This window comes from Paraburkholderia sediminicola (assembly GCF_046026895.1).
Classification (GTDB): domain Bacteria; phylum Pseudomonadota; class Gammaproteobacteria; order Burkholderiales; family Burkholderiaceae; genus Paraburkholderia; species Paraburkholderia sediminicola_C.
In genome coordinates, this window is the sequence record NZ_JAQQEU010000001.1 from 166,240 (window position 1) to 186,858 (window position 20,619).

General features: G+C 62.6%; 16 protein-coding genes and 1 tRNA gene. 6 read left to right on the plus strand and 11 right to left on the minus strand.

Annotation, left to right across the window (positions count from 1 at the left end; genetic code table 11):
- The first annotated feature begins 13 nt into the window (after positions 1-13).
- The 3 genes from PQR02_RS00750 (at position 14) to catC (ending at position 2,543) form a co-directional block, all read left to right on the plus strand.
- Positions 14-937 carry a LysR family transcriptional regulator gene (locus PQR02_RS00750; protein ID WP_408223986.1) on the plus strand — a complete coding sequence of 308 codons (924 nt, stop codon included), beginning with the start codon at positions 14-16 and terminating at the stop codon, positions 935-937.
- 105 nt (positions 938-1,042) lie between these two features.
- Positions 1,043-2,167, plus strand: a complete 1,125-nt coding sequence (locus PQR02_RS00755; protein WP_408223989.1) for a muconate/chloromuconate family cycloisomerase — start codon at positions 1,043-1,045, stop codon at positions 2,165-2,167.
- A gap of 97 nt (positions 2,168-2,264) precedes the next feature.
- Positions 2,265-2,543, plus strand: a complete 279-nt coding sequence (gene catC / locus PQR02_RS00760) for a muconolactone Delta-isomerase (protein WP_408223992.1) — start codon at positions 2,265-2,267, stop codon at positions 2,541-2,543.
- 397 nt (positions 2,544-2,940) lie between these two features.
- On the opposite strand, the gene PQR02_RS00765 is transcribed toward catC, so the two are convergent.
- The 9 genes from PQR02_RS00765 to def form a co-directional block, all read right to left on the minus strand.
- Positions 2,941-3,016 (minus strand) — tRNA-Phe (locus PQR02_RS00765).
- A gap of 128 nt (positions 3,017-3,144) precedes the next feature.
- Positions 3,145-3,834, minus strand: coding sequence for a response regulator transcription factor EsaR (gene esaR / locus PQR02_RS00770; protein WP_408223995.1), 690 nt, complete (start codon positions 3,832-3,834; stop codon positions 3,145-3,147).
- On the minus strand, positions 3,835-6,252 hold the full coding sequence (locus PQR02_RS00775; RefSeq protein ID WP_408223998.1) for a sensor histidine kinase: 2,418 nt from the start codon (positions 6,250-6,252) through the stop codon (positions 3,835-3,837).
- Positions 6,242-6,841, minus strand: a complete 600-nt coding sequence (locus PQR02_RS00780) for a DUF4390 domain-containing protein (RefSeq protein WP_408224001.1) — start codon at positions 6,839-6,841, stop codon at positions 6,242-6,244. The genes PQR02_RS00775 and PQR02_RS00780 overlap by 11 nt, the downstream gene beginning before the upstream one ends.
- A complete protein-coding gene (gene rsmB, locus PQR02_RS00785) occupies positions 6,838-8,277 on the minus strand; it encodes a 16S rRNA (cytosine(967)-C(5))-methyltransferase RsmB (RefSeq protein WP_408224004.1) in 1,440 nt (479 codons plus the stop codon). Before rsmB ends, PQR02_RS00780 begins: the two co-directional genes overlap by 4 nt.
- Positions 8,278-8,624: 347 nt before the next feature.
- A complete protein-coding gene (gene htpX / locus PQR02_RS00790; RefSeq protein ID WP_408224007.1) occupies positions 8,625-9,482 on the minus strand; it encodes a zinc metalloprotease HtpX in 858 nt (285 codons plus the stop codon).
- 105 nt (positions 9,483-9,587) lie between these two features.
- On the minus strand, positions 9,588-10,229 hold the full coding sequence (locus PQR02_RS00795; RefSeq protein ID WP_408224010.1) for a LysE family translocator: 642 nt from the start codon (positions 10,227-10,229) through the stop codon (positions 9,588-9,590).
- A 113-nt stretch (positions 10,230-10,342) separates the two neighbouring features.
- Positions 10,343-11,332 (minus strand): methionyl-tRNA formyltransferase, encoded by a 990-nt coding sequence (gene fmt / locus PQR02_RS00800; protein WP_408224013.1) that lies wholly within the window; start codon positions 11,330-11,332, stop codon positions 10,343-10,345.
- Positions 11,333-11,363: 31 nt separating this feature from the next.
- The gene (gene def / locus PQR02_RS00805) at positions 11,364-11,867 is read right to left on the minus strand and encodes a peptide deformylase (RefSeq protein ID WP_408224016.1); all 504 of its coding nucleotides are present in this window, start codon (positions 11,865-11,867) and stop codon (positions 11,364-11,366) included.
- A 242-nt stretch (positions 11,868-12,109) separates the two neighbouring features.
- On the opposite strand from def, the gene dprA reads away from it, so the two are divergent.
- The 3 genes from dprA (at position 12,110) to PQR02_RS00820 (ending at position 16,894) form a co-directional block, all read left to right on the plus strand.
- Complete coding sequence (gene dprA / locus PQR02_RS00810) at positions 12,110-13,528, plus strand: DNA-processing protein DprA (protein ID WP_408224019.1); 1,419 nt, start codon at positions 12,110-12,112, stop codon at positions 13,526-13,528.
- Positions 13,529-13,598: 70 nt separating this feature from the next.
- Positions 13,599-13,976 (plus strand): thioredoxin family protein, encoded by a 378-nt coding sequence (locus tag PQR02_RS00815; RefSeq protein WP_408224022.1) that lies wholly within the window; start codon positions 13,599-13,601, stop codon positions 13,974-13,976.
- Between the two features lie 254 nt (positions 13,977-14,230).
- Entirely contained in the window at positions 14,231-16,894 is a 2,664-nt protein-coding gene (locus tag PQR02_RS00820; RefSeq protein WP_408224025.1) for a DNA topoisomerase III, read from the plus strand.
- 152 nt (positions 16,895-17,046) lie between these two features.
- Here PQR02_RS00820 and PQR02_RS00825 read toward each other — a convergent pair whose 3' ends face one another.
- A complete protein-coding gene (locus tag PQR02_RS00825; RefSeq protein WP_408224028.1) occupies positions 17,047-18,150 on the minus strand; it encodes a LysR family transcriptional regulator in 1,104 nt (367 codons plus the stop codon).
- A 339-nt stretch (positions 18,151-18,489) separates the two neighbouring features.
- Positions 18,490-20,346: a phosphoenolpyruvate carboxykinase (GTP) gene (locus PQR02_RS00830; RefSeq protein ID WP_408224031.1), complete on the minus strand. Its 1,857-nt coding sequence runs from the start codon at positions 20,344-20,346 to the stop codon at positions 18,490-18,492.
- Positions 20,347-20,619: the final 273 nt, after the last annotated feature.

Here is a 20,619-nt window from a genome sequence, read left to right on the forward strand (position 1 = left end):
AGGAGGTATTGATATGGAACTGCGGCATCTACGTTATTTCGTCGCGGTAGCCGAAGAACGCAATTTCACGCGCGCCGCCCGCCGGCTGAACATTGCCCAACCGCCTCTGAGCCGCCAGATACAGCAACTCGAAGAGAATCTGGGCGTGCAGCTACTGGAGCGCAACTCGCGTCCGCTGAAGCTGACGGAGACAGGGAAGTTCTTTTATTCTCATGCCGCGCAACTGCTGTCCCAGACCGCAGACCTCGAATCAATGACAAGACGCGTAGGGAACATCGAGCGCAGTCTCTCAATCGGGTTCGTGGGTTCGACGTTGTACGGGATGCTGCCGAAAATCATCCGGCGTTTTCGCGACGAGAACACCACAGTCGAGCTCAGTCTCCACGAAATGTCGACGATGGACCAGATCCGTGCGCTGAAAGACGGCCATATCGATGTTGGGTTCGGCCGCATTCGGCACGAGGACGCAAACATCCGTCGGGTGATTCTTCGCGAGGAGAAGATGATCGTTGCGTTTCCGGAGGGTCATCCGCTTTCAGTTGCCAAACCTGTCGTCGCTCTCCGCGACCTCGTCAACGAAACGCTGATTATCTTTCCGAAGGCGCCCCGGCCCAGCTATGCGGACCAGGTGCTGTCGGCATTTGACGACCGTGGTCTCAAACCTCGCAAGATATATGAAGTACGGGAATTGCAGATTGCGCTTGGCCTCGTCGCAGCGGGGGAAGGTATCGCCGTCGTTCCGAGCAGCGTGTACGGCCTGAAGCGGGACGACGTGAGCTACAAGGAACTGGACGACCCGACTTTGGTATCCCCGATCATCATGAGCATGCGTGCGCTCGATGAGTCGCGGGACATTCGGGAAATGCTCGAACTCGTCTATCGGCTCTACGAAGAAGAGAAAATACCCTATACGCCGCGAACAGAGCGGGCGCGCTAATGGCTTCTATACCGCGGCGGTATGGGGCTAGACGTTAATGGTGTTGGACAGGCGATTAATGGGCGCGCAATACTGCGTCAACCCATCCACTCCGCCACTCCAGGTATGAACGCCCAAATCACCTCCGTCGAAGCAATTCTGGTTGACCTCCCGACCATTCGCGCGCATCAGCTAGCCATGGCGACGATGCAGCAACAAACCCTGGTCATCGTTCGTCTGCGCTCGAGCGACGGCATCGAGGGTATTGGCGAAGCCACCACGATCGGCGGCCTGTCGTATGGTGACGAGAGTCCCGAAGGCATCAAGCTGACCATCGACACCTACCTTGCACCTGCACTTGTTGGGCAGGACGCAACCAACGTCAATGGCGCAATGCTCAAGCTGAACAAGGTTGCGCGAGGAAACCGGTTTGCAAAATGTGCAATCGAGACGGCGTTGCTGGACGCTCAAGGAAAACGCCTGGGTGTCCCGGTCTCAACGCTTCTTGGCGGCGCAGTTCGCAAGACACTCCCCGTCCTCTGGACGCTCGCGAGCGGTGATACACAGCGAGACATCGAGGAAGCGGAAATGCTTCTCGCCGAGCGTCGCCACAACACTTTCAAATTGAAGATTGGCCGGCGTAGCGTTCGTGACGACGTAGCGCACGTCTCCAAGATCAAGTCCGCGCTGGGCGACCGCGCCAAAGTTACCGTCGACGTGAATCAGGCGTGGAATGAGGTTGAAGCAACCCTCGGAATCCACGCGCTCGAAGCGGCGGGCATCGACCTCATCGAGCAACCCACACCGCGTGAGCAGCGCGGAGCACTTGCCAGACTTTCCGCACGCTTCATCGTGCCCATCATGGCTGACGAAGCAGTAACCGGACCGGAGGAGGCGCTTGAACTCGTACGTGACGCATGCGCGGACGTGTTCGCGTTAAAGATTGCGAAGTCGGGTGGCATTTACGGGATGATGCGCGCGGCTGCTATTGCGGATGCGGCCGGCGTATCGCTGTACGGCGGCACGATGCTGGAGGGCAGCATTGGGTCGATTGCGTCGGCGCATGGATTCAGCGCTCTTCCACAACTTGCGTGGGGTACCGAGTTGTTCGGACCGCTTTTGTTGAAGGACGACATCGTTACCGCGAGGCCGCAGTATCGCGACTTCGACCTTCATCTGCCAGAAGGGCCGGGCCTGGGTCTGCATATCGACGAGGACAAACTGGCCTTTTACCGTCGCGACAAAAAATAACTGAGCGCGCAGTCAGTCCAGCACCCAATATATCTGGACACGCCAATAGTGTGCTGGTGGACCTGAGAGACCCCCACTTTTTATAAATGAGAGACCCATGCTCTATCTCGTAAGAATGGATGTACACCTGCCACACGATATGCCGGTGGCTCAGGCTGACGAAATCAAGGCACGCGAGAAGTCCTATTCGCAGGAGCTTCAACGTCAGGGCAAATGGCAGCAACTGCATCGCGTGGTCGGTGAATATGCGAACTACAGCATCTTCGACGTCGAGTCTAACGACGAACTGCACACCATTCTTTCTGGCCTGCCATTGTTTCCGTATATGACGATGCAGGTGACTGCGCTCGCACGTCACCCATCTTCCATCCGCTAAATCCCTTCGGTGCCTGAATCGCGACAGCCGGCCTGACAGCAGGACACGGCGCGAGCGGATGCGCAACGCTCACCCCGTGCGATGCTCGCCATCACGGCCTCCCGCAGGACGTGAACCGGGCAGGCTGGCGCGCCGGCATGCGGCCGCACAATCGGGTGGAAATGGCAAAGTGGGACATGGCAACTCCTTGGACGCGGAGTTGCGTGTAGCGACCGGACCGGGCCGGCGGAGACGCCCTGAAATTTTTGTGAGCGCACCGCGGCCGCTGCCGGTGTATGCGATCACGCGCACTGGCCCTGCCAGAAGACTGCCAGACAGACGCAAAAAAGGCCTCACGCGGAGGCCTTTTCTGTTACTGCCACTGCGCTACCGGACTGATAACACAGCGATTTTGTTCTGGTGGCCTGGGACGGAATCGAACCATCGACACGCGGATTTTCAATCCGCTGCTCTACCAACTGAGCTACCGGGCCAACGAAGAACGAAATCATATCAAAGGGTCAGCAGCTGGGCAAGCCCCTTCGCGAAAAAAGTTATCGAGGCAGGATTGGCGCATGGAACGTGGCGTGCAGAGCCCGCGCTGACACCCGCGCTATCGCGCTCACTCCCCTTTGTTCTTACCCAGATCGACACCGAGCTGCTTGAGCTTGCGATACAAATGCGTGCGCTCCAAGCCGGTCTTCTCCGCAACGCGCGTCATGCTGCCGTTCTCGCGCGCGAGGTGATATTCGAAGTACGCGCGCTCGAACGCGTCGCGCGCATCACGCAGCGGAATGTCGAACGAGATCGACGCCGTTTGCGCAGCCAGCGCGCCGCTGCCCATGCCATCGGTCGACAGCATCGGCAAGGCGGCAGCCGAGGCCACCGTCGATGCGCTGACCGGCAACGCCGGCTTGGCCGCCGCACCGCTGGGCACACCCGCCGAGTTGCCGCGCGCCAGACCCTGCTCGACGGCCTTCAGCAGCTTCTGCAACGCAATCGGCTTCTCGAGGAAATTGAGCGCACCGATCTTGGTGGCTTCAACCGCCGTGTCGATGGTCGCGTGGCCGGACATCATGATCACCGGCATCGTCAGTTGCCCTTGCGCAGCCCATTCCTTGAGCAACGTCACGCCGTCGGTGTCGGGCATCCAGATGTCGAGCAGCACGAGGTCCGGCGCCTGACGCAACCGGAACTCGCGCGCTTCCTGCGCATTTTCAGCGGCCTCCACGACGTGCCCCTCGTCGCTCAGGATCTCCGAGAGCAATTCCCGGATGCCCATTTCATCATCTACCACCAGGATGGTTGCCATTTACGCTGCCCTTGTCTGCACTGTTGCTCTTGTCTTTCCTTGCGACGCACTGCCGCCGTGCGCCGGTCGCGGCCCTGCACCGGGTGCCGCGGCATCGTCCGCCAGTTGAAGGAAGAGGATCGAAATCTGCGCGCCCTCGATCACGTCGCCCGCTTTCATGCGATTGCGGATGTCGATGCGCGCGCCATGTTCGTCGACGATCTTCTTGACCATCGCAAGACCCAAGCCCGTACCTTTGGCCTTGGTCGTTACATAAGGTTCGAATGCGCGTGTGAGGATACGCGCGGGGAACCCCGGTCCGTTATCCGACACTGTCAGACGCACCGCGACGTGTACTTTGCCTTCCGCGTCGGGGTCTCCGTATTCTACTGTCCTCGTCTCGAGCAACACACGCGGATGCTCGAGCTCGGCTACCGCATCCTGCGCGTTCTGCAGCAGGTTGTGAATCACCTGACGCAATTGGGTCGCGTCGCCGCGAATCGCCGGCAACGCGGCAAGCTCCACCTGGATCGCGCCTTTACCTTCTTCGATGCCGTACAGCGTGAGCACTTCGCTGACGAGATCGTTCAGCTGCAGATGCGCGAGCACGGCCGGCGGGGTGCGCGCGTAGTCGCGGAAATTGTCGACCATCTGCTTCATCGCGGCGACCTGGTTCACGATCGTGGTCGCGCCGCGCTTCAAGACGTCGGCATCGGATGGCGCAAGCTTGTCGGCGAGCTTCATCTGCAGACGCTCGGCGGAGAGCTGGATCGGCGTGAGCGGGTTCTTGATCTCGTGCGCGAGACGCCGCGCGACTTCGCCCCAGGCAATCGAACGCTGCGCGGAGATCACGTCGGAGATATCGTCGAACACGACGACGTAGCCGGAGGTCTGCATGTCTTCCGCGTCGCGGTCCGCCGCCGACACGAGCCGCGCGCCGCGCACGAGCAACGTGAGCGGTTCGGTTTCGCCCGGCACCTGAATCGAGAACTGCTGCTGCCAGTGGCCGCGATCGTCGTGACCGTCGCCGCTCGCCGCCTCGCGATCGGCAAACGCCTTGCGCACCATGCCGCCGAACTCGCTCAGCGCGCCGATCTGATCGAGCGACGAACCCAGCACGGTCTGGAACGGCTGACGGAAAATCCGCTCGGCACCGCGGTTCGCCGTGGTCAGCCTGAACTGCCGATCGAACACGAACACACCGGCGGTCAGATTCGCGAGGATGCTTTCCAGATACGCCTTCGAATGTTCGAGCGCAATGCGGTTGTTCTCGACCGCCGCGCGCGCTTCGGACAGCTGGCGCGTCATCGCATTGAACGACTGCGTGAGAAAGCCCAGTTCGTCGCGCGATTTGATTTCGCGCTTCGGCGTGTAGTCGCCTTCGGTGATTTCCTTGGTGCCTTGCGCGAGCAGGAACAACGGCCGCGCCAGCTGATTGCCGAGCGCGAGCGCCAGCATCATTGCGATGAAGGTGGCGAGGAACAGCGCGAGCGTCAGCGTGCCGATGTACATTTTGCGCAAACCGGTACGCCCGAGCGCCTTCTCCTGATACTCGCGATAAGCGCGCTGCACCGCGTCCGCATTGCGCGCGAGCGAGGGCGACACCGGCTGCGTGAGTTGCAGGAAGCGTTCGGTGGGCTGCAGCAGCGCAGCATTCGAATCCGGAATGCGCTGCACGACCCGCAGGCGCAGCACGCCCTTGCCGCCGTGCGCGTGCGGATCGCCGTCCACCTCGCCTTCGATCGCCGCATAGCCGCGGCCCCGCGCCTGATCGATCATCAACGGCGTGGGCAAGTCGTTCGGCAAGAGCGTCGCGTAGTTGCTCGACGCCTGCGCGACCACGTGCATTTCGGGTGTCGCGCCCGACATGCTGCGCGTGGGCTCGACGATAAGCGCGTCCTGCACGCCGAACTGATCGCGCAGACGCAATAGCGTGAGCGTGGTGCCGGCGGCGTCCGCGCTGGCGAGCTGCTCGGACATCAGGCGACCCTTGGTCTGCAGATCGGATAGCGACGCGTCGAGCATGCCGCGCCCGAGATTCAGGCCGGACGTGAGCGCGGTTTCGACATTCACGTCGAACCACGATTCGATACTGCGCGACACGAACTGATACGAGACCACGTAAATGATCCCGCCCGGCACCACGCCGACCAGCGCCATGAAGAACGCGAGTTTCGCCAGCAGCCGCGTGCCGAACTTACCCTTGCGCAGCCGCGCGATGATGATGATGACGAGCGTCGCCACCACCAGCAGGAAGATCATCGCGACCGCGACATTGGACGCGTACAGCCACTGGTAGTAGCGGTCGAAGAATTCGGTATTCGCGCTGGCGGCGGCCAGCAGCACGAGCAGCAACACGGCCGTGACCGCGACCGTCGACACCAGCACGCGCACGACGATGCTGCTGACACTGGTGGTAGAGCGCACTTTATTTAGCACGTTCGGTGGCCGTGAAGGTAAAGCGCTTCCATTCGGAGGCGAGGTTCCAGTCGCGGTTGTTCACCGCGTCGATCTGGAACGGCTTGGGCATCAGCGCAATGTCGAGCTGCATGCGCACCGACGCGTTGTAGGTCTCACCGACCCGCACCTGGTTGCGGTCGATCACATGCCATGAAGTGACGTGCTTGACCACCGCGAGCGCATCTTTGAGAGTAGTGAAACCAAGCTGCAAACCGCCTGACGACACGCTCGACACGCGGTATTCACGCGTGAGCGGCTGGAACGACAGGCGGATGCTCTGCGAGACGCTCACCGGCTGCTCGTCGAACCAGTACCAGCGCGGCCGGCTCAACTCGAAGTCGGTCGTGAAATAAAGCGGAATGCCTTTGTTGACCGCATCTTCGAGGTTGCTGTTGAGTTCGAAATCGAACCGCGCGTCGAGACTCCAGCCGCTATTGTCGGCTTGCAACGACGCCCGCTGCACCGCGATCGAGTCAGCGTGCGCCGCGCCCGGCGCCGCCAGCCATACGGCCAGCGCAATCCAGAACACGGCAGCGAGCCGAAGCGGGAAAAAGCGTTTGATGGTCACCGTTTCTGAAAGCGCGCGTAGAAAAATCCGTCGTGGTCTGAGTTCGCACCGGCGCTGTCTTCAGCGGGTTGTCCGGCATGGGAACCGGCCGATGTATCGGCGGGCGCGCGAGCGACCGAAGGTAAAAGTTGCCCCGGCGCGTCCAATCGTACCGCATCCTGATACTTGTTTCCAAACCACTGCGCCTGCAACTCGCCCTCTTCGGGAAAGATCGAACACGTAACGTAAAGCAATTCGCCGCCTGGTTTCAGGAGCGGCCAGAGCGCGTCGAGGATGCGGCGTTGCTCGGCGACCAGCGCCGGAATGTCCGACGCGCGGCGCAGCCAGCGAATGTCGGGATGACGGCGCACGATGCCCGACGCCGAACACGGCACGTCGGCGAGGATGCGGTCGAACGGCTGGTCGATGTCGTCGTGCCATTTCGCCGGCGCGCCCGCGTCGCCGATCCGCACTTCCGCTGCAAGGTGTAGCCGCTGCAAGTTTTCACCGATGCGCCGCGCGCGCGACGCATCGCTTTCGAGCGCGACGAGCTGCAGATTGGCGAGTTCGAGCAGGTGCCCGGTCTTGCCGCCAGGTGCTGCGCAGGCGTCGAGCACGCGCATGCCGTCACGCACGCCGAGCAGTTGCGCGGCGAGTTGCGCGCCGGCGTCCTGCACCGAGACCACGCCGTCGTTGAAGCCGGGAATGCGGTCCACCGGCATCGGCGTGTCGAGCCTGACCGCGTAGTCGCCTGCTTGGCGCGCCGCAATGTGATGGTTCTGCAGCACTTGCAGGTAGGCGTCGACGGTCGAGCGGCGGGCGTTCACGCGCAACGTGAGCGGACCTTGCGTGTTGCCGGACGCGAGCACCGCTTGCCATGCGTCGGGCCATGCGCGTTTCACCGCGTCGATCCACCATGCCGGATAGTTCCAGCGCGCGACTTCGTCGGCTTGCGCGGCGTTCAGCAGCGTCTCGCGCTCGCGCAGGAAACTGCGCAGCACCGCGTTGACGAGTCCCTTGGCGAACGCGAATTCGCGACGCGCGCCGATAGCGCTCACCGCCTGATCGACCACCGTGAACGGCGCGTAGGCGGCATTCGCTTCGTCGTCGACCAATAGCGCGAGCGAGCAGGCGAGCACATGACCGACGTGCGGCGGCGGCGCTTTCTTTACCAGCTTCGAGATCAGCCATTCGGCGACGGCCAGACGCCGCATCGTGCGATACGCGATGTCTTGCACAGCGCCGCGCGCGGCGGCGGCGCTGCCTTCAGGCGCGGACACGAACACCGATTGCAGCGCGGCCGGCAAAGCCGCGCCGAGGCGCACGGCGCCGACGGCCTGCGCTGCGCAGTCGAGCGCAAAACCCAGCGATTCGGGCGCGAGATGCAGCGTCGACAAACGAGATTCGCGCGGACGCGCCGATGGGGAAGCAGAACGCGAAGAAGGCTTTGAAGTCATGAAAGAGGCAAAGGCAGGCCGCACGGTGCGCGCGACACAATCAGCGCACATTGTAGCGTGGCGCCGGGTGGCCGCCGCCGTGGGTGGAGGCGGCCGGCGGGGGACGGCGCTGGGCGGGCGAATCGGCGGCGGGCACAACGCGGCCAGGACCGGCAGCCGCGGATTGCTGGTGGCACAGGTCTGCGGCGTCGCTTGGTACGAAGCCGCGCAAGACTCGTGGTCACCAGTCGAAGCGTTTTCTCGAAGCCAGTTGTCTTCGACAACGCCCGCACACACTCCCGGCGCCGGAAACAAAGAAGGCGGGCCCGCAGACCCGCCTTGATCGCTCCACGCACACCGGCGCGGGCTTATTCGAAGCGCCCTGTGCGCGCCATCTCCATCAAGCGCGCGATACGTTCTTCAGTAGCCGGGTGGGTCGAGAACAGATTCGCGATGCCGCCGCCCGACAGCGGATTCATGATCATCATCTGCGCGGTAGCCGGATGCTGCTCGGCCACAGGAAAAGGAATCCCGCTCGCGTACCGATGGATCTTGTCGAGCGCCGAGGCCAGCGCTTGCGGATCGCCGGAAATCTGCGCGCCGCCACGGTCGGCTTCGAATTCACGAGCACGCGAAATCGCCATCTGGATCAGCGCACCGGCGATTGGCGCCAGCAACGCCACGGCGATGCTGGCGATCGGGTTCGACGGACGCCCGTTTTCGTCGCGGCCGCCGAAGAACATCGCGAAATTCGCCAAGGCGGAAATGGCGCCGGCCATCGTGGCCGAAACGGTTGAGATCAGAATATCGCGGTGCTTCACGTGCGCCAGCTCGTGCGCCATCACCCCGCGCATTTCACGCTCGGACAGCACCCGCAGAATACCGGTTGTGGCAGCGATCGCCGCATGCTCCGGATTGCGCCCGGTGGCGAACGCATTCGGCGCGTCTTCGTTGATCAGGTAGACGCGCGGCATGGGCAGATTCGCACGAGTGGCGAGCTCACGCACCATGCGGTAGAACTGCGGCGCGCTGTTTTCGTCGACTTCCTGCGCGTTGTACATGCGCAGCACCATCTTGTCCGAAAACCAGTACGAGAAGAAATTCATCCCAAGGGCGATCACGAGCGCGACCATCATGCCTCGCGACCCTCCAATCATCCCGCCGATCACAACGAAAAGGGCCGTGATCGCGGCCATCAACATCGCGGTTTTGACCCAATTGAACATGTCTGCAACTCCTTGCCCTAAGCGCGGGCTCCCTATCTGCGCCGCGCGATCGCGGCGCTCGATTGTAAGCGAAATGTTAGATATGGGCAGGTGAGGATAATTCAATCATCTTGATGCAGTGGCGAGCTTGATGCCCAAGCCCACGAACGCGCTGCCGACGCCACGGTCCAGCCACTTCTTCACCGAAGGCTTGCCGGAAAAGCGCTGCGTCACACTGCCCGCGATCCATGCGACAAAGCTGTTCCAGAGCATGCTCATGGCCACGAACACCGCGCCGAGCGTGAGGAAGGCGAGCGCTTTCTGATCGCTGCCGGTCGTCACGAATTGCGGGAAGAACGAGACGAAGAACAGCACGACCTTGGGGTTCAGCACATTGGTCCAAAACCCTTGCAGGAACAGCTGCTTCAGCGACTTGGGCGCGCCAGCTGCACGCGATTCGCCCGCCGCCCCAGCGGCTGCGGGTTTGGCGAAAATAAGGCGCGTGCCCAGATAGATCAGATAAATGGCGCCGGCGAATTTGATGACGGTAAACGCCGTGGCCGACGCCGCGAGCAACGCGGTCAACCCGAACGCGCACGCAAGCGAATGCACACAGCATCCCGCCGAGATGCCGAGTGCCGACATCAACCCCGCGCCCCGGCCCTGAGCGACGCTGCGCCCGACGATATAAGCCGTATCCGGACCGGGCGTCACGTTCAGAAGAAAGACCGCGACAACAAAAAACTCGAAATGGGTGATGCCAAACATTGAGAACCCCGGAAACTGTGCAGTTGCATAGACGATTCTAACGCGCGGCGGACTCGCAGCGGAGCTGCTCGAACATCGGCCGAACGGCGGATGTTCGAGACGTTCGCAGACTGTCACTTTGTTTCGGGAAGTTGGAAACGCTGGCCCGCGGCGAGGGGTGACCCGGCGAGGAATTCACGCACAGGCAGGCGCTTGCCGCCGGGTTTCTGCAGTTGCGTGAGACGCAGCGCAGCTTCGCCACAGGCAACGACCACGCCCTCGGGAGAGACTTCGGTGATCGTGCCGGGCGCGCTGCTGCCGGCTTGGGCATCGGCGGTGACCGCAGCCCAGATTTTGATCGAACTGCCGTCTTCGAGCGTGCCAACACCGCCGGGAAACGGGTCGAACGCGCGCACCTGGCGCGCGAGCACCCCAGCCGGGCGGCGCCAGTCGAGCGCGGCTTCCTGCTTGCCGATCTTTTCCGCGTAGGTCACACCGTCCGCCGGTTGCGGGGTGGAGGCCAGCTTGCCGTTGCGCTCCAGTTCGATCAGCGCTTCGACGATCAGCTTCGCGCCGTCCTGTGCGAGACGGTCGTGCAACGTGGCGGTGGTGTCGGCGGCGGCAATGCGCGTGCGCGCCTCGGCGATCATCGCGCCGGTATCGAGGCCGGCGTCCATCTGCATCAGCGTGATGCCGGTTTCCGCGTCACCCGCTTCGATCGCACGATGGATCGGCGCCGCGCCGCGCCAGCGCGGCAGCAACGACGCGTGAATGTTGATGCAGCCAAACGGCGCGATATCGAGCACTTCCTGCGGCAGGATCAGCCCGTAGGCCGCGACTACCATCACGTCGTGCGGCGTGGCGCGCAGTTGATCGATCGCGGCGGCGGCTTCCGCCGAATATTTGCCCGCGCGGCGCAGTGAAGGCGGCTGCGCGACCGTCAGCCCATGTTCCTGCGCATAGCGCTTGACCGGGCTCGCCTGCAGTCTCATGCCGCGTCCGGCAGGCCGGTCCGGCTGAGTCAGCACGAGCGGCACCGCAAAACCGGCACGGTGAATCGCGGCCAGCGCGGCCGCGGCAAACTCCGGCGTACCGGCAAAAATGACGCGCAACGAATGACTCATGAACGGGGGCGGTAGACGAGGTGGACGCGCGTTACATCGCGTGGGCGAGCTTCTTCATCTTGCTCTTGATGCGCGTCTGCTTCAGCGACGACAGGTATTCGACGAACACGCGGCCCATCAGGTGATCCATCTCGTGCTGGATGCACACGGCGAGGAGGCCCTCGCAATCCATCTCGAAGGTTTCGCCCTTGCCGTTCTGCGCGCGCACGCGCACTTTCTCGGCACGCTCCACGTTGTCGTAGATGCCCGGCACGGAGAGGCAGCCCTCTTCCGACAGCTTCCTCTCATCGCTCGACCAGACGATTTCGGGATTGATGAAGGTCAGCAACTGGTCGTGCGTGTCCGACACGTCAATCACGATCACGCGTTCATGCACGTCCACCTGGGTGGCAGCGAGGCCCACGCCGGGCGCCGCATACATGGTCTCGGCCATGTCCGCGACAAGACGGCGGATGCGGTCGTTGACCGTTTCGACCGGCTTCGCAATCTTGTGCAAGCGCTTGTCCGGGTAGTTGAGGATGTTCAGTAAAGCCATGATTTTGAGTGTGATTTGAGGCGCCGCTGACCGTTGGAGGATTCGCGTTGGCCTTTCGGCCAGGTTGTGAGCCCGTCGCATTGCGCAGAGGATAGATGGTGTCGAACCGGTTTGATTCAACGCGCTCCGTGCGCCAAACGACGAGCCCGCGCGGGTGGGCGCGGCGCTGCAGTTATTTCGGATGATGAAAATTTTAGCATGGTGCCCGCCTGCCCGCTGGCCCTGAGGAGGAGCGACTCGCAATGCACACCTTGCCCGCAACCAATATCGAACTCGCCGCCTGGCTGCGGCTGTCGCTCGCGCCGGGGCTGAAGCCCGCGGCGCTGCGGCTGATGCTGAGCGCTTTGGGACTCCCGGAAGCGATTTTCAGCCAGTCGCCGGAAGCGCTCGCCGAAATCGCCGGCGAAGCCGCGGCGCGCGCCGCGCTGGCACCCACGGGTCCCGAATTCGACAGCCAGCTCGACGCCGTGACTGCGTGGCGCGAGCTGCCCGGCAATCAGGTCGTGACGCTCGATGACCCCGCGTACCCGCCCGCGCTGCTGACCATGCCTGACCCGCCGCCGCTGCTATATATAAAGGGCCGGCTCGATCTTTTGCATACGAGAGCGGTCGCCTTGGTGGGCAGTCGCAGCGCGACGCCGCAAGGCATCGAGGACGCGGAACGCTTCGCGCGCGAGCTGTCGGCGGCGGGGGTCACGATCGTGTCCGGGCTGGCGCTTGGCATCGACGGCGCGGCGCATCGCGGCGGTCTGGAAGGTATCGGCGGAACGGTCGCCGTGATCGGCACGGGCGCGGACCTCGTGTACCCGGCTGCGCATCATGCTCTGGCGCGGCAGATCGCGGTGCAGGGCGCCATTGTCTCCGAATGGCCGCTCGGCACGCCCGCGCGCGCCGCCAATTTTCCGCAACGCAATCGATTGATCGCTGGACTGGTCAGTGGCGTGGTGATCGTCGAAGCCGCGATGCGTTCGGGCTCGTTGATCACCGCGCGGCTCGCCAATGAAATGGGTCGCGATATTTTCGCGTTGCCCGGCTCGATTCACGCGCCGCTGTCGCGCGGGTGTCATCGGATCATCAAGCAGGGGGCGAAGCTGGTGGAGACGCCGGATGAGGTGCTGGAGGAACTGCGCTTTGCCAGGCCCCCGGCGGTCCGTGCTGCGTCGGCGGCGAAGCAAACCGTTCCGTGGGACGGCCTGGATACGCGGCATGCGCGGTCGGCCGAAACTTCGCCAATGGCTCGGCCGAACGTGGCAACTGCCCACTCGTCGGAAACGGTTGCAACGGACTCGGGCACAACGGGTACACGCTCAGCGGCCGCGGCTGACTCTGCTTCGGTGCAAATGGCAGCCGGGACTCGACCGGAATCGCCAGCGGTTGCAGCCACGCAAGCAACGGCAGCAGCCACAACGGCTTTCGCAGAAGCAGAGGCGCCGCCGCCCGCGCCGCCCGCCATCCCAGTCAATTCCGAAGCACAGCGACTCCTCGCGGCGCTCGGCCACTCGCCCACCACGCTTGAAATTCTCGCCACCCGCACCGAGATGGAGGATGCGGCCCTGCAAACCACATTGCTGCAACTGGAACTTGCCGGCCAGATAAGCGTGCTGCCCGGCGGCCGCTTCATGCGGGCCACCCAGAGCCGACCCCGCCTTGATCAGGGTTGACCACCCGACGGGATCGGCCATGCTACATTCGCGCCCAAGCACCTGACAAAATACGCAAGGAACTCGCCACATGCCCGCGCTGAATCTCGACACCGACCAAGACCGGATCGCCGAGCGCGTCAACGAACCCGAAACGCTGTTCGTTGCCTGCCTGTGCGCGGAGTGGTGCGGGACCTGTCGTGAATATCGCGAAGCCTTCGACAAACTGGCCGACCGGCATCCGGAAATCTGTTTCGCGTGGATCGATATCGAAACCCATGCGGACCGCTTCGAGGATCTGGATGTCGAGAATTTCCCGACCATACTGATCGAAGACTCGGTAACCACACGCTTTTTTGGCACCGTTTTGCCACAGGCGTCGATTGTGGAGCGGATGTTATCGGACCTCACGGCCGTGCCTGGCATCACCGGTGCGCCCAAGCTGCGGCCCGCGCTGACGGTCGTCTGAACGCGATCCGATCGGCGCGCGAGCCTCGCGATAACCGCGTGGCGGGAGCGATGTACAGCATAGTCGCCGCAACTTGCCCGATGGCCGAGCGCGCACTTATGATGGCGCGCTTTTTATGGCACTTGACACGCCGCCTTCGCGCCGTGTGCTATAAAGCGGTCGTCAATGGGTCGCAAAGGTCACAAACGAGGGTCGCGCGCTAATTTGGCGCACTCAAGGCCATCAACCCGGATTTACCAACCTCACATCGAGTCATGTCCAAAGCACTGATCATCGCCGAAAAGCCTTCCGTCGCGAACGACATCGCGCGCGCTTTGGGCGGCTTTACCAAGCATGATGAATACTACGAAAGCGACGACTACGTCCTTTCCTCGGCAGTCGGTCACCTGCTGGAAATCGCCGCGCCCGAAGACTACGAAGTCAAACGCGGCAAGTGGAGTTTCGCCAACCTGCCAGTCATTCCGCCGCATTTCGATCTGAATCCGATCGCCAAGAGCGAGTCGCGCCTGAAGGTGTTGACCAAGCTGCTCAAGCGTAAAGACATCGACCGCCTGATCAACGCATGCGACGCGGGGCGCGAGGGCGAGCTGATTTTCCGTCTGATCGCGCAGCACGCCAAAGCCAAACAGCCGGTGCAGCGTCTGTGGCTGCAGTCCATGACGGCGGGCGCGATCCGCGATGGCTTCGCCCGTCTGCGCAGCGACGAAGAAATGCAGCCGCTCGCCGATGCGGCGCGCTGCCGTTCGGAAGCGGACTGGCTGGTCGGCATCAACGGCACGCGGGCGATGACCGCGTTCAACAGCAAGGGCGGCGGCTTCTTCCTGACGACCGTCGGCCGGGTACAGACGCCGACGCTGTCGATCGTCGTCGAGCGCGAAGAGAAGATTCGCCGCTTCGTGCCGCGCGACTACTGGGAAGTCAAAGCGGAATTCGTCTGCGCGGGCGGTTTTTACGAGGGACGCTGGTTCGACCCGAAGTTCAAGCGCGACGAGTTCGATCCGGAAAGGCGCGATTCGCGTCTGTGGGCGCTGCCCGCGGCCGAGACGATCGTCGCCGCCTGCCGCGGCCAGATCGGCACGGTGAGCGAAGAGTCGAAGCCGTCCACGCAGCTGTCGCCGGCACTGTTCGACCTGACCAGCTTGCAGCGCGAGGCCAACGGCCGCTTCGGCTTCTCGGCGAAGAATACTTTAGGCCTCGCCCAGGCGCTGTATGAAAAGCACAAGGTGCTGACCTATCCCCGGACCGACGCTCGCGCGCTGCCGGAAGACTATATGGATACGGTGAAGCAGACGCTCGGCATGCTCAAGGAGAGCAACAACTATCTGCCGTTTGCCAAGCAGGTGCTCGACAAGGGTTGGGTCAAGCCGAACAAGCGCATCTTCGACAACTCGAAGATCAGCGACCACTTCGCAATCATCCCGACGCTGCAGGCGCCGAAGAATCTGTCCGAGCCGGAACAGAAGCTCTACGACCTCGTCGTGAAGCGTTTCCTGTCGGTGTTCTTCCCGGCCGCCGAATACCGCGTGACGACACGGATCACCGAAGTGGTCGGCCATCACTTCAAGACCGAAGGCAAGGTGCTGGTCGAGCCGGGCTGGCTGCAGGTCTACGGTCGCGAAATCAGCGGCGAAGACGCGAACCTCGTGCCGGTGCAGAAGGACGAAAAGGTCAAGACCGACAAGATCGCCGCCCAGCAACTGGTGACCAAGCCGCCCGCACGCTACAACGAAGCGACCTTGCTGTCAGCGATGGAAGGCGCAGGCAAGCTCGTTGAAGACGACGAGTTGCGCGAAGCGATGGCGGCTAAGGGTCTCGGTACGCCAGCCACGCGTGCCGCCATCATCGAAGGTCTGCTCGGGGAAAAGTATCTGATCCGCGAAGGCCGCGATCTGATTCCGACCGCCAAGGCTTTCCAGTTGATGACGCTGTTGCGCGGCCTCGGCGTGAAGGAGCTGACCGCGCCGGAATTGACCGGCGAGTGGGAATACAAGCTTTCGCAAATGGAACGCGGCAACCTGCCGCGCGACGCGTTCATGCAGGAAATCGCCCGCATGACGCAAACCATCGTCAAGCGCGCGAAGGAATACGATTCCGACACGATCCCGGGCGATTACGCGACGTTGCAGACGCCATGCCCGAATTGCGGCGGTCAGGTGAAGGAAAACTACCGGCGTTTCGCATGCTCGAAATGCGAGTTCTCCATTTCAAAGATTCCGGGTGGACGCCAGTTCGAAATTCCGGAAGTCGAGGAACTGCTGCAGAACAAGACGATCGGACCGCTGTCGGGTTTCCGCAGCAAGATGGGCCGGCCGTTCTCGGCAATCCTGAAGCTTTCGCTCGATGACGAGATCAAGAACTACAAGCTCGAGTTCGACTTTGGCCAGGATGCGGGCGGTGAAGACGGCGAACCGCCTGACTTCTCCGATCAGCAACCGGTGGGCGCGTGTCCGAAGTGCAAGGGCCGCGTGTTCGAACACGGCATGAGCTACGTCTGCGAGAACTCGGTCGCCAATCCGAAGACCTGCGACTTCCGTTCCGGCAAGGTGATCCTGCAGCAGGAGATTGCTCGCGAGCAGATGGCCAAGCTGCTCGAAGAAGGCCGCACGGACCTGCTGACGAATTTCAAGTCGTCGCGCACGGGCCGTAACTTCAAGGCTTTCCTCGTCAAGCAGAACGACGGCAAAATCGGCTTTGAATTCGAGAAGAAGGAGCCGTCCGCCAAGACTGCCGCAAAGACCGCGGCGGCCAAGTCGGCTGCGCAGGCCGCAGCAGAGCCGGAAGATGGAGAAACGACGGTGGCGGTGAAGACCGCCCCGGCAGCCAGGAAGACGGCAGCGAAGAAGGCGCCGGCTACCAAGGCCGCGGCAGCCAAGAAGGCCCCCGCGAAGAAAGCGGTGGCGCGCAAAACCGGCTCGTAATTCGAGGGGTCGGGCTGCCAGGCGATTCGATTCGGGCCCGCTTCGTCGGCACTTGCCGAGAAAAAAAGGCGCAATCACGTGAAGTGATTGCGCCTTTTTCATATCGGTCGGGGACGCCTGCGATGGCGTTGCCGCCCCACTCAACCCAGTATTTACAGCGGCGACAAAGCCGTCGGCCGGGCACGGTTCGTCGTCTTTGCCAGAGTCTTCGGCACCGGCGACAACTCGCTATCCAGCAGCCGCGACAGCGGCTCGGCGCCGTCGAACGCTTCCGGCGGCATGACGGCGCCGGCGGAATCGAACGCCGCCGACGTAGCGGGCCGTTCGAGACCGTCCTTGATCCACTGCTCGCCAAGCAGGCTATTCGGCGTCTGGCTGAAATGCTCGACCAGATGATCGATGAACGTGCGCACCTTCGCCGGCAAGTGACGGCGGCTCGGATACGCAATGTTGATCTCGACCTGCGGCAAGCGGTAATCGCCGAGCAGGCGCACGAGCCTGCCGCGCGTCATGTCGCGGCCGATCAGGTAACTCGGCAGAATCGCGATGCCCATGCCGAGCAACGCGAATTGCCGCAGCATTTCCGTGTTGTTCGCGACGATCACGTTCGACGGACGCACCCGCACTTCGCCTTCGGGGCCCGTGAACACACGCTCGTCACCCCAGTACTCGGACGGCAGGCTCAGGCACGGATGCTCCAGCAGGTCTTCGGGATGCACCGGCGTACCGTGCTTCTCCAGATAAGCCGGCGTCGCGCACACGGTCATGCAGCCGGTAGTCAGACGCCGTGTGACGATGCTCGCGCTGCGCATTTGCCGCGCGATCACGACGCCCACGTCGAAACCTTCTTCGACCAGATCGACCTGACGGTCCACCAGCGTGACATCGGGGATCACTTTCGGATAGCGCTCCGCATACGTTTGAAGCACGGGGGCAAGGTTATGCAAACCGAACACGACGGGCGCGACGATTCGCAACGTGCCGACGGGTTCGTGATTACGCGCGACCACCATCTGTTCGACGTCTTCCAGTTCGTCGAGGATCTGGCGCGCGCGTTCGAGATAGACCTGGCCGGATTCGGTCAGGGACAAGCTGCGGGTTGTGCGATTGAGCAGCCGGGTACCAAGACGGCCTTCGAGATCGGCAACGTGACGGGTAGCGACCGCATTGGAAATATCCATCGCGCTCGCAGCGCGGGCAAAACTGCCGAGATCCGCCACTTTGACGAAAACTCGCATCGACTGCAAATGATCCATAGGACAACTCCTGCCGTGTTACTGCTTCCTGACAATTAGTGAAAACCAGTGAAGCGAACTTGGAATTCTCCTACGACTCGCGAAATCGTGCAGAAGTTGCCCGCAAAACTCGAAATATTGCCAAATTTCGTGGGACTCCCTCGCCCAATGCGGGGCGGGATCGCTGATTGTTCCGAAATTGGAAACAATCTGCTGCGATGCACCTTGCGGTGTGTTTTTTGTTCGAACAGACGTAAAGGTCACTCGGGCATTGCGAAATGCGCAAAAATCGCGGAATGGGGACACGTCACAAAAAAGCCGCTCGAAGGCGGCTTTCTCTGGAAAGTGAATGCTCACATGCTACGCGGCGAGCTTTCCTTCCAGCATGCGTTTGGCCTGCGTCAAAGCCGGCGGGAGGCCTTGTTGCAGTGTGTCAAATAGCTCGGCGTGAAGGGCGAGTTCATCGCGCCAAGCCGCGTCGTCGACAGAGATCACCTGCTGGAACTGATCGCGGCTGAAATCCAGGCCGCTCCAGTCGATGTCCTCGTAGTGCGGCGACACGCCGAACGCGTGTTCCTCGCCTTGCGCCTTGCCCTCGATCCGGCCGACCATCCAGCTCAACACGCGCATGTTCTCGCCGAAGCCCGGCCAGACGAACTTGCCGTCCGCACCCTTACGGAACCAGTTGACACAGAAGATTTTCGGCAGCTTCGCGTTCAGCTTTTGCAGACGCTCGCCGGTCTTCAGCCAGTGGCCGAAGTAGTCGCTCATGTTGTAGCCGCAGAACGGCAACATCGCGAACGGATCGCGGCGCACCACGCCCTGCTGGCCTGCCGCGGCGGCGGTCGTCTCGGAGCCCATGGTCGCCGCCATGTAGACGCCCTCGACCCAGTTGCGCGCTTCCGTGACGAGCGGCACGGTGGTGGAACGGCGGCCGCCGAAGATGAACGCGTCGATCGCCACGCCCGCCGGATTTTCCCAGTCGGCATCGATCGACGGACATTGCGAGGCCGGTGCCGTGAAACGCGCGTTCGGGTGCGCAGCCTTGCGGCCGCTCTCCTTCGCGGAGGCCGGTGTCCAGTCCCTGCCCTGCCAGTCGATCAGGTGCCCGGGCGGTTCGTCCGTCATGCCTTCCCACCAGACGTCGCCGTCGTCCGTCAGCGCGACGTTCGTGAAAATCACGTTTTCCTTCAGCGTCGCCATGGCGTTGAAGTTGGTTTTCTCGCTCGTGCCCGGCGCGACGCCGAAATAACCGGCTTCAGGGTTGATCGCGTACAGGCGACCATCCTGGCCCGGTTTGATCCATGCAATATCGTCGCCGATAGTGGAGATTTTCCAGCCGCTCAGGCCTCCCGGCGGAATCAGCATCGCGAAATTGGTCTTGCCGCACGCCGACGGGAAGGCAGCCGCGACGTGATGCTTACGCCCTTGCGGCGACGTCACGCCGAGAATCAGCATATGTTCGGCGAGCCAGCCCTCGGCGCGGCCCATGGTCGACGCGATACGCAACGCGAAGCACTTCTTGCCGAGCAGCGCATTGCCGCCGTAGCCCGAACCGTAGCTCCAGATTTCGCGCGTCTCGGGAAAATGGACGATGTATTTGGTTTTGTTGCACGGCCAAGGCACGTCCTGCTCGCCTGCAGCGAGCGGCGCGCCCACCGAATGGACGCACGGCACGAACTCGCCCTCCTCGCCCAGCACGTCGTACACTTTGCGGCCCATGCGCGTCATGATCCGCATATTGGTCGCCACGTACGGGCTGTCGCTCAGTTCGACGCCGATATGCGCGATCGGCGAGCCGAGCGGGCCCATCGAAAACGGCACGACATACATCGTGCGGCCGCGCATCGCGCCGTCGAACAGACCGTCGAGCGTGGAGCGCATTTCAGCCGGGGCAATCCAATTGTTGGTAGGGCCGGCGTCTTCCGCGCGCTGCGAGCAGATGAAGGTGCGGTCCTCGACGCGCGCCACATCGGACGGATCGGACCATGCGAGGTAAGAATTGGGGCGTTTCGCCGGATTGAGTTTCTTCAGGGTGCCCGCTTCGACCATCTGCGCGCAAAGGCGGTCGTATTCCTCTTGCGAGCCGTCGCACCAGACGACCTTCTCAGGCTTGGTCATCGCGGCGACCCGGCGAACCCAGTCGATCAGTTTCCGGTGCTTGACCCACGCGGGCGGCTCAAGAGTGGCCCGACCTTCGAAAGAGGGATGATTCATCGACTTGTCTCCGTTTGAAAGCAATGGAAAAACGGCACAAGCCCGGCGACGCTGCATGCGAGAGGCGTTCAATTCATCGCGCCGAGGTTCCGATTACCTCGTCGCGCAATTGCGCCAGGTCGACCAGGGCCATCCAGCTTGCCGGGCGGAGGCGCCCTGCTGACGGGGCTTCTGCAACCGTCTGTAAAGCGGCTTGCCTCAACACGCAACAAACTGTTAAAAACGATGTCAATTTGCCACTACGTGGCGCTGCCGTACTTCGCGACAGTTTCT

Bases quoted from the DNA above. Each gene is read 5' to 3' on its own strand.
- esaR (WP_408223995.1), bottom strand. From the start codon at position 3,834: ATGGCAACCATCCTGGTGGTAGATGATGAAATGGGCATCCGGGAATTG.
- rsmB (WP_408224004.1), bottom strand. From the start codon at position 8,277: ATGACTTCAAAGCCTTCTTCGCGTTCTGCTTCCCCATCGGCGCGTCCG.
- catC (WP_408223992.1), top strand. From the start codon at position 2,265: ATGCTCTATCTCGTAAGAATGGATGTACACCTGCCACACGATATGCCG.
- PQR02_RS00795 (WP_408224010.1), bottom strand. From the start codon at position 10,229: ATGTTTGGCATCACCCATTTCGAGTTTTTTGTTGTCGCGGTCTTTCTT.
- PQR02_RS00815 (WP_408224022.1), top strand. From the start codon at position 13,599: ATGCCCGCGCTGAATCTCGACACCGACCAAGACCGGATCGCCGAGCGC.
- dprA (WP_408224019.1), top strand. From the start codon at position 12,110: ATGCACACCTTGCCCGCAACCAATATCGAACTCGCCGCCTGGCTGCGG.
- def (WP_408224016.1), bottom strand. From the start codon at position 11,867: ATGGCTTTACTGAACATCCTCAACTACCCGGACAAGCGCTTGCACAAG.
- htpX (WP_408224007.1), bottom strand. From the start codon at position 9,482: ATGTTCAATTGGGTCAAAACCGCGATGTTGATGGCCGCGATCACGGCC.
- PQR02_RS00825 (WP_408224028.1), bottom strand. From the start codon at position 18,150: ATGGATCATTTGCAGTCGATGCGAGTTTTCGTCAAAGTGGCGGATCTC.
- PQR02_RS00750 (WP_408223986.1), top strand. From the start codon at position 14: ATGGAACTGCGGCATCTACGTTATTTCGTCGCGGTAGCCGAAGAACGC.
- PQR02_RS00755 (WP_408223989.1), top strand. From the start codon at position 1,043: ATGAACGCCCAAATCACCTCCGTCGAAGCAATTCTGGTTGACCTCCCG.
- PQR02_RS00830 (WP_408224031.1), bottom strand. From the start codon at position 20,346: ATGAATCATCCCTCTTTCGAAGGTCGGGCCACTCTTGAGCCGCCCGCG.
- fmt (WP_408224013.1), bottom strand. From the start codon at position 11,332: ATGAGTCATTCGTTGCGCGTCATTTTTGCCGGTACGCCGGAGTTTGCC.
- PQR02_RS00820 (WP_408224025.1), top strand. From the start codon at position 14,231: ATGTCCAAAGCACTGATCATCGCCGAAAAGCCTTCCGTCGCGAACGAC.